This window comes from Endozoicomonas sp. SESOKO2 (assembly GCF_024606245.1).
GTDB lineage: Bacteria > Pseudomonadota > Gammaproteobacteria > Pseudomonadales > Endozoicomonadaceae > Endozoicomonas_A.
Window position 1 is genome coordinate 1 of record NZ_JAHHPQ010000669.1, and the last position, 9,018, is coordinate 9,018.

7 protein-coding genes and 1 pseudogene are annotated in these 9,018 nt (G+C 44.6%); all 8 read right to left on the reverse strand.

Annotation, left to right across the window (positions count from 1 at the left end; all coding sequences use genetic code 11):
- Positions 1–516, reverse strand: a 516-nt coding sequence (locus KDK17_RS16405; protein ID WP_257288552.1) for a hypothetical protein, incomplete at its 3' end; no start/stop codon positions are given.
- A gap of 326 nt (positions 517–842) precedes the next feature.
- Positions 843–1,868 (reverse strand): hypothetical protein, encoded by a 1,026-nt coding sequence (locus tag KDK17_RS16410; protein WP_257288553.1) that lies wholly within the window; start codon positions 1,866–1,868, stop codon positions 843–845.
- 78 nt (positions 1,869–1,946) lie between these two features.
- Positions 1,947–2,729 carry a 3'(2'),5'-bisphosphate nucleotidase CysQ gene (gene cysQ / locus KDK17_RS16415; protein WP_257288554.1) on the reverse strand — a complete coding sequence of 261 codons (783 nt, stop codon included), beginning with the start codon at positions 2,727–2,729 and terminating at the stop codon, positions 1,947–1,949.
- A 106-nt stretch (positions 2,730–2,835) separates the two neighbouring features.
- Positions 2,836–3,456: an adenylyl-sulfate kinase gene (cysC, locus tag KDK17_RS16420; RefSeq protein WP_257288555.1), complete on the reverse strand. Its 621-nt coding sequence runs from the start codon at positions 3,454–3,456 to the stop codon at positions 2,836–2,838.
- A gap of 109 nt (positions 3,457–3,565) precedes the next feature.
- Positions 3,566–5,287: an SLC13 family permease gene (locus tag KDK17_RS16425; RefSeq protein WP_257288556.1), complete on the reverse strand. Its 1,722-nt coding sequence runs from the start codon at positions 5,285–5,287 to the stop codon at positions 3,566–3,568.
- 172 nt (positions 5,288–5,459) lie between these two features.
- Positions 5,460–6,899 carry a sulfate adenylyltransferase subunit CysN gene (gene cysN, locus KDK17_RS16430; protein WP_257288557.1) on the reverse strand — a complete coding sequence of 480 codons (1,440 nt, stop codon included), beginning with the start codon at positions 6,897–6,899 and terminating at the stop codon, positions 5,460–5,462.
- A 111-nt stretch (positions 6,900–7,010) separates the two neighbouring features.
- The gene (locus KDK17_RS16435; protein WP_257288558.1) at positions 7,011–7,412 is read right to left on the reverse strand and encodes a four helix bundle protein; all 402 of its coding nucleotides are present in this window, start codon (positions 7,410–7,412) and stop codon (positions 7,011–7,013) included.
- 69 nt (positions 7,413–7,481) lie between these two features.
- A pseudogene (gene cysD, locus KDK17_RS16440) lies at positions 7,482–8,399 on the reverse strand (sulfate adenylyltransferase subunit CysD); the annotation flags it as partial.
- Between the last annotated feature and the right edge of the window lie 619 nt (positions 8,400–9,018).

A 9,018-nucleotide genomic window follows, 5' to 3' on the forward strand; every position in this document is an offset into this window, starting at 1 on the left:
CGGTGTTTTTGATTGCTCATCTGCAAGTTTAAAAAACTCTGTGAGTGTCGGATCATATCTTTTTGAGGAAACCCCAATTATAACTATTCCGTTTATCTCTGACCGAACACGTTTTATGAGTTCAAAACCTCCTTTTTGTGGGTCTTCGATAACAACATTAGTAATATCAAGAAATATAAGATCATAATTTTTAATAAACTCATAATCTGAAAGGCTAACCTGCGTATAAGAGGTAACGTTGAATCCTCTTTTTCTAAGATGATCAATGGGGTATTGATCTTGATCGTCATCGATAATTGCAATTTTTCGTTTTTTAAGTCTTTCTATATTATTTTCAATATAATTAGACTTTATATAATTACTGATATTGCTATGATCATGGAATGAGTCAGCCTTGTTTCGAGTATATTTATATATTTCTCTTAATATGCTACCAATTGTGATGGTTCCTAATACAACTGTTAATAAATTAGAAATCCACCCAGAGTTGCTCCAAAACGAAATAAATTGCGACAACTTAATTATAATCCTTTGTTTAAGACTTAATGATAGATAAGGGGGGCAACGCCAAATTCAGTGGCTGCCGAAGTCAGTCCGCTGGAATTTTTTGGTACGCCCGGCATGGGCGAACTTATGAGGTGAAAGTCCCCTGTGGGTAAACCAGGCCGAGGGGTGTCATGATCCGTTCCCACGCACCAGCGCGGAAATGCAAACCCATACCTGAAAACAGGCTCAACAACTTGAGATGTCGTATGGGTTCAGTACGGGAGCCACTGTTTTGCCACACTTGGGAACGAGCCAAAGTACCTTAAAAATAGAACAGAGTTAAACGATGTCAACAATCAAACCCCTTCACTGAGAACACGACTCAAAGATTCAACATCCAGTACCAACTGATTTGCGTTGTTCAGCATATCCTGCTTATCCAACTGCATAAGGTACTCAATCGCTTCAACCCATGAATCCACTCTGTCATCAACAACTAAACCAGCATTACTTTCTTCTATCTTCTTCGACAAAGGAAAGCGATCAGAATAGACACCCACCGCCTTCTGACGACAGATATCAATCAATTTAGTATGGGATCGGGAATGGTTGAACGAGGTGTTCATCAGAGGTGCCAGACCAATATCCATGGTTCTTGATGCAGTCATGGTCAGATAGTCGGGCCAGGGCATGGGGTGGATGACCTGAACACGGGGAATACCTCTCACCGCTTTATACAGTGAATGGTCACCGATCAGTTCGAACCAGGTATTCAGGTTGCGCGACTGTACTTTTCTAGTAACGTTTAATACAAACTTCCAGTCTTCTTGATGAGAGCTGCTACCGTGATAAAAACATCGAACCAAAGGTCGCTTTTCTTTTAGTATCTGACAGGGGGGGAGAACCGTTTCTGCTGGTAATTGATATTTTTCTGCCAAGTGAGCAGTGGAAACCCAGATCTTGTTACACAATTTTGTTAGCAGAGGGCTTGCTTTTTTGTACCAGGAAGAAAGGCTTTTTCGATAGGGCTTTGGAAGCAACTGATCGAGATGAGCGCCCGGTATATCGTCATCAAAAAACCAGACCACACCAGCACACATCATGTTAGCATCTGCAAGGTGCTTTAAGATACTGAGAGGAACATCTCTGACCAGAACGATCAGACAACCACGGGTGATTGAAGTGGCTAGCTGTGCCAAACAGTCATCGCGGCTAATATCAATCTCTGTATATTTTTGAACCTGATGGCTTCTGTTACGAAAATAGAAGTCAACGGTTGGGGAAGTGGTTTTGCCTATTACAACGACTTCCCTGTTCCAGTCATGGGTATATTGAACCCTGAGAGTAAACAGTTTTGGGCTTCTTTTAAACGCTTTTAGCATAAAAGTTCGCAAGTCGAAGAACATGCAGGTAAAGCAGAGTATTCTGATCAAAAGGCCTGAGCACAGGCCTTGTTAAAACTATTCACTGGAGAGCTTTTTGATCTTCTCGAAAGAACCCCCGCAAACAATAAAGAAAGGGTTAAGCATATCTTCCTTGGTATTGTATAGAAGAGGTTCAAAATCAGGGGTTACTACCTGTCCACCGGCTTTTTCAACTACGCATTGAGCAGCTGCTGTATCCCATTCACTGGTCAGTGCAAAACGTGGATAAACATGGGCTTTGCCTTCAGCAACCAGACACAGTTTAAGGGAACTCCCCATGGATACCATTTCGGCAGCACCCAGCTTTTCTACAAAGTCACGTGTTTCGTCACTCATGTGTGAGCGACTGGCAACCACATTCCATATTTCATCGTCGTGATGATCAGCCACTTTGATAGAAACCGGAGACTCTCCTTCAGCCATTTTGAAAGCACCCTGATCATCAGCGAAATAAAACAGCTTCAACACAGGTGCATAGACAACAGCCATAGCTGGCTTGTTATCAACGATCAGCGCAATATTGACGGTGAATTCACCATTACGTTTGATAAATTCCTTAGTACCATCCAAAGGATCTACCAGCCAATAGGACGTCCACTGACTGCGTTCCTGCCAGCTAATATTGGCAGACTCTTCAGACAGAACAGGCATTTCAGGCGTCAAACGTTTCAACCCCGCAACAATAACTTCATGAGCTGCAAGATCAGCTTCCGTCAGAGGGCTTTCGTCTTTTTTTTCATAAGTAGCAAAATCACGCCCGTAGACAGACAGGATCGCGTCACCCGCTTTACGGGCAATTTCAATAACACTATCAAGCATTTTTTTTTCCTTTGAAAAAGCTGGAAGCTGGAAGCTTGAAGCTTGAGGCAGGTAAGAAATACTCTGTCAGCTTCCAGCTTCCAGCTTCCAGCTTCCAGCTAAAGACTCAAGCCGACTGAATGTTTAATCCGGATTTCTGAAGCAGCTTCTTCTCAACTAAATAATCAAGAACCATTTGAGCACATTCCTTAAGGCACATCTCTGCCGTATTGATGACAATTTCCGGGTTCTCAGGAACGTCATAACCGGAATCAATGCCCGTAAAGTTTTTGATTTCACCCGCTCTGGCCTTCTGATAAAGCCCCTTGGGGTCACGCTGCTCACAGACTTCCAATGGTGTATTGATAAAGACTTCGATGAACTCACCTTCTGGAAGCATATCTCTGACCATTCTCCTATCAGATGTGAACGGAGAGATAAAAGCACTCAGAACAATCAGGCCAGCATCAACTAACAGATTTGAAACCTCGCCTATACGACGAATGTTTTCAACCCGATCACTATCGCTAAACCCCAGGTCCTTGTTCAAACGATGCCGAACATTATCACCATCCAGCACATAGGTGTGATAACCCCGCTCATGCAGAAGGTCATCCACTGCATTAGCAACCGTAGACTTACCCGAGCCACTCAGCCCAGTAAACCAGATCAGACAGGGCTTCTGGGATTTCAGGTTAGAACGCGCTTCCTTAGACACCTTATGGGGGTGCCAGACAATATTTTCCATAAACACAAAACTCCGGCTTTGGGAGCTGGAAGCTGGAAGCTGGAAGCTAGAAGCTGAAATTACCGGCTTCTGTCTTTTAACTTCCAGCTTCAAGCTTCCAGCTTCAAGCTCAAAAAGAAAAAAACAAAGGAATAAGTATCAAAACAACCAGACTGTACAAAACAGAAAGCGGCAAGCCCAGTCGAACATAATCCTGGATTCGATAATTACCAGCGCTGTACACCATCAAATTTGTGGCATAACCAAAGGGTGATATAAAGCTGGCACTGGCGCCAAAAATAATAGCGATTATAAAAGGCAGTGGTTCAGCATTCCAGCGGCTGGCAACTTCAATGGCTATCGGGAAAACAAGGGCAGCGGCAGCGTTGTTATTAATGACCTCAGTGAAGATCAGGGTCATGAAATAAACAGCTACTAATGCGCCCATGACGCCCCAATGTTCGGACACTGAGACCAGTGTGTCTGCTATCAGGTTGGCTGTTCCGGAACTGATAATGACTTCTGCAATAGCAAGAGTTGCTGTAACAATGGTCAATAGTTCGAAAGGAAACCGTCTCCTGATCTCATCCAGAGAGAGTACTCCACTTATGAGATAGCCTCCTAACAGAAAAGCCAGGCCTTCAGACAGCGGAATAAAACCGGTCAGAGACACTAACAACGTCAGCAGAAAGCTCAGAATGACCAGAATACTGGTATTTCTGGACAGATAGCGTTTGGCTCTTAAACCATTGATCAAATAGAAATTTCGATCCAGGTTGTTGTGCTGTTGAAAGTCATCACCTGTAGCCAGAATCAGACTATCACCCGTTCTCAGCCGAATCTTGCCTATAGATCCACCCAGTCGTTCATCACCTCTTCGAACAGCGACAACAGCCGCATCGAACTGTGTGCGGAAATTAACGTCACGGATCGTTTTACCCAGCAGAGAAGACTGGTGACTGATGAACACTTCGGAAAGATTATGGGTAAGATTTTCGCTGGATTCATCAAAAAGCACCAGCCCCTTGAACTGATTCAAAAGATGAACCGAGCGAATATCACCTGAAAACACCAAAACGTCATCAACGTGAAGTTTTTCTTTGGGCGAAACAGGACTGATCAACTCTCCTTCACGAATCAATTCAGCCAGAAAAAGGCTACCCAGATTTCGAAGACCGTTATCTGCGATACTTTTACCCACCAGAGAGGAGTTTTCTGTAACCCTGGCTTCAATAAAGTAGTGCCTGGTGTCTACAATATCAGTCTTTCTGTCAGGTAAAGCTCTTTTACCCAATAAGGCAATGATAATGCAACCCAATACTGCCATGACCAGCCCCAGCTTGGTAAAAGTAAAGAATCCCAGAGATCCTATACCTTCCTGAATAGCCAGGGAGTTCACAATCATATTGGTACTGGAGCCTATCAGGGTAAGACCACCACCAAATATGGATGCATAGGAGAGTGGCAGTAAGACCCTGGAAGCCGAGTAATGCTTATTCTTTCGAACTGTGCTCAAAAGAGAAGCAACAACCGCCGTATTGTTGATCAATGCCGAAGCACTACTGACAAGAGCAAACATCTTGACAATTGAACGACGGTAACCAGTTTTAAAAAGTCTGTCACTCAACCCAGTAACAAAGGGAGTCTTTTCTAATGCCAGTGAAACCAGAATCAGAAGCACCAGTGTAACCAGAGCTGGATTCACTACTTTATTCAAAGCACTTTCCAGACTGATATAACCCAGAGCAATGAAAAGACCAACAGCAGACACAAAGGCAACAGCAGGCCGCAACTTGTTCAACACCAGGACAGCAACAAGAAGCGCCAGAATTAAGAGTACGATGTATGGCATAGGCGGGGGGGGAGAGCTGGAAGCTGGAAGCTGGAGGCTGGAAGCTGGGGAGTGTGTGTCTCTAGCTCCAGTCCATGTCAGCTATACCAGCCATAGTCGCTTTTCAGCTTCAAGCTTCAAGCTTCCAGCTTCAGGCTTCCAGCTTCAGGCTTCCAGCTTCAGGCTTCCAGCTTCAAGCTTCCAAATCAACCTTCACAGCTTCCCAATGAGGAAAATACTCACGCACAAGCTTATTCAGCTTAACCTCAAACTCCTGCATGCGCTCAGGCGTCATCTCGCGGCTTCCAGCTTCCAGCTTCAAGCTTCCAGCCCCGGCAAAGCCGGTAATCATCCCCGCCCCAACCGTGACATTGGTCATACGATCAATCACGATAAAATTACCAGTGCCACGAATTTGATCGTATTGGTCAAAGACAATTGGGTCGTTTGACTCAATCTGGCAAAGGCCAATCTCGTTCAATGCCAGCTGATGGGCGGCTTCCTGCTCAAGTGTGTTGATATCAACTCGGTGTTTAATATCACTGATACGACCATAAGTACTTTTTGTGGCGAACTTCAGTGCGTATTCACGACCGGGTACCATAGCCTGATCACTCATCCAGACGATATGGGCTTCAACCGCATCGCTCACTTGTGGCAGATGATCACTGTGAACCAGCATATCCCCACGGGATACATCAATCTCGTCGTCCAGAGTCAGGGTGATCGCTTGTCCTACAAAGGCTTCGGTTACTTCACCTTGCGGTGCATGAATAGACTGAACTGTGCTCTGTTTACCGGAGGGCAGGGCAGTGATCGCATCGCCTTTCTGAATTTTGCCAGCGGCCACTGTCCCACAAAAACCACGAAAATCCAGATTCGGACGGTTAACGTACTGAACAGGCATACGGAAGTCAGTGGTATTCAGATCGTCTGCAACCGTGACTGTTTCCAGCAGTTTCATCAATGTCGCACCCGGATACCAGGACATGTTGTCGCCTGACTCCACAACATTGTCACCCCGCAAGGCTGAAATCGGTACGAAGCGAATATCAGAGAAGTTCAACTGATCGGCAAAAGACTTGTACTCAGCCTTAATCTCACGAAAACGTTCCTGAGAATATTCCACCAGGTCCATTTTATTAACAGCAACAATAACGTGCTTGATACCCAGCAGGCTGGTAATAAAACTGTGACGACGGGTCTGGGTTTGAACACCGTAACGCGCATCAATAAGAATAATCGCCAGGTCACAATTAGAAGCACCGGTAGCCATGTTCCGAGTGTACTGCTCATGCCCCGGACAGTCGGCAATAATAAACTTGCGTTTTTCAGTCGAAAAGTAGCGGTAAGCCACATCAATAGTAATACCTTGCTCACGCTCAGACTGAAGACCATCAACCAGCAAAGCCAGATCAAACTCTTCATCGGTGGTATTAAACTTCTTGGAATCGTTTTTGATGGCCCCCAACTGATCTTCAAAAATCATTTTGGAGTCATGCAGCAACCGACCAATCAGGGTCGATTTACCGTCATCAACATTACCACAGGTCAGGAAACGCAGCATATCCTTGGACTCGTGTTGCTTGAGATAGCCCAGGATGTCTTTTTCAATAAGTTCGGATTGATTCATTTTTTTAGCTTGAAGCTTGAAGCTTGAAGCTTGAAGCTGATTTCTGAAAGTTGGAAGCAACGTGCCATGGCACGCCCTGCTTCCAGCTTCCAGCTTCCAGCTTCCAGCTCCCTACCCATCAGCTTTTATCTTGTTCATTAAGCTGGTCAGCATGGCCGCTATTTCACGGGTTTCGACAAGCCAGGTTTGACCCTGATTCCTACCGATATAGCCGATATCCATGCCAATATAAATTTGAGTGCGAAGCTCTGCACAGGAGCCCTTAGCGATAGTGAGAAAATGATGTTTTTGCTTATTGCTGGACAAAGACATACCTTCAGCAATATTACTCGGAACCGACAACCCAGCCCGGGTAATCTGATCACGAAACCCAAAATCCCTCAATTCTTTCAGTCCCTTATACAATTCAGCCGAAAGACGCGCAGATTTCTTCCAAACACCCAATTTCTCAAAATTCATAACCCAGAACCCAAAACCCAAAACCCAAAACCCATTAGAAAGAAAACCCAACAAAAGGTTCCCCCAAACAGCTTCCAGCCTCCAGCTTCCAGCTTCCAGCTCTTCTAAAACTCTGAAAGAGTTTTAGAAGTACCCCTCCATCTTCTTCTTCTCCATAGACCCCGCAGAATCATGATCAATCACACGCCCCTGCCTCTCAGACGTCTTGGTCAACAACATCTCCTGAATAATCTCCGGCAAAGTATTGGCCTGCGATTCCACAGCCCCCGTCAACGGATAGCACCCCAAAGTCCGAAAGCGAACCCATTTCATCTCAGGCTCTTCACCTTCATGCAAAGGCATACGATCATCGTCGACCATTATCAAAGTGCCATCACGCTCTACAACCGGACGCTCAGCCGCATAATACAGAGGCACAATTTCAATATTTTCAAGGTAGATATACTGCCAGATATCCAGTTCAGTCCAGTTTGAAAGTGGGAATACACGAATGCTCTCGCCTTTCTCAACTTTTCCGTTATAGGTATTCCAAAGTTCCGGACGCTGGTTTTTCGGGTCCCAACGATGGTTTTTGTCACGGAAAGAGTAAACACGCTCCTTAGCCCGAGACTTTTCTTCATCCCGACGAGCACCACCAAAAGCAGCGTCAAACTTGTACTTGTTCAATGCTTGCTTAAGTGCCTGAGTTTTCATGGTATCCGTGTATTTCGCAGAACCATGATCAAATGGGTTTACGTTCGCTGCACGACCTTCTTCATTGGTATGAACCAGCAGCTCCATACCGTATTTTTTAGAAATACGATCACGAAAACTGATCATGTCCCGAAATTTCCAGGTAGTGTCGACATGCATCAGCGGAAAAGGAGGAACACCCGGTGCAAAAGCCTTGGCTGCCAGATGCAGCATCACAGCAGAATCTTTACCAATCGAGTACAGCATAACCGGGTTCTCAAACTCGGCAGCGACTTCACGGATGATATGGATAGACTCGGCTTCAAGCTGTTTTAAGTGTGTTAATCGTTCTTGGGATATCATAAATAAGCTCTTTGGAGAGCTGGAGGCTGGAAGCTGGAAGCTGGAAGCAGTTCAATCCTACTTCCAGCTTCCAGCTTCCAGCTTCCAGCTTGACACACGCTACCGCCCATCGATTATGGGCAATATTCGAAACAGCGATCAACGGGTTGTGGATCGCTAGGTTAATCTAAAAGTCTGACAAAGTAGATAAGGAGATTCTGCAATTTTTTCCCTTATTTGGCATGCATGGGCCAATTGCTTTGTAATATGTAACGTTAAATGAAATGATTCAAGAGTCAGGTGTTTTAACTGAACATTCTCCCAACCCTTCTGTGTCAGTTTTTTTTGTCCCTTTTATACATTCTTTTTATGCGCTAGTTTCCTTTTTGAATTTATCTAGCATGAACTTTGCGTTAATATCTTGAGCATTTAATATGGAATATTTAAATTTATATTTCGATTCCAAACAAGCTTCAAGATCAGAGTAATCAGTAAGATCGTAAAATTCATCGTCAATTTTTATGTAATCGCCATTTTGATTCAAATATACGAAAAAGACATACTTTGCTTTATGGCATAAATCAAGCATACGTTGAATACGCCTTGAGACATCCTGAGCTTAAAGACAGATTCACAAAGTACCTGC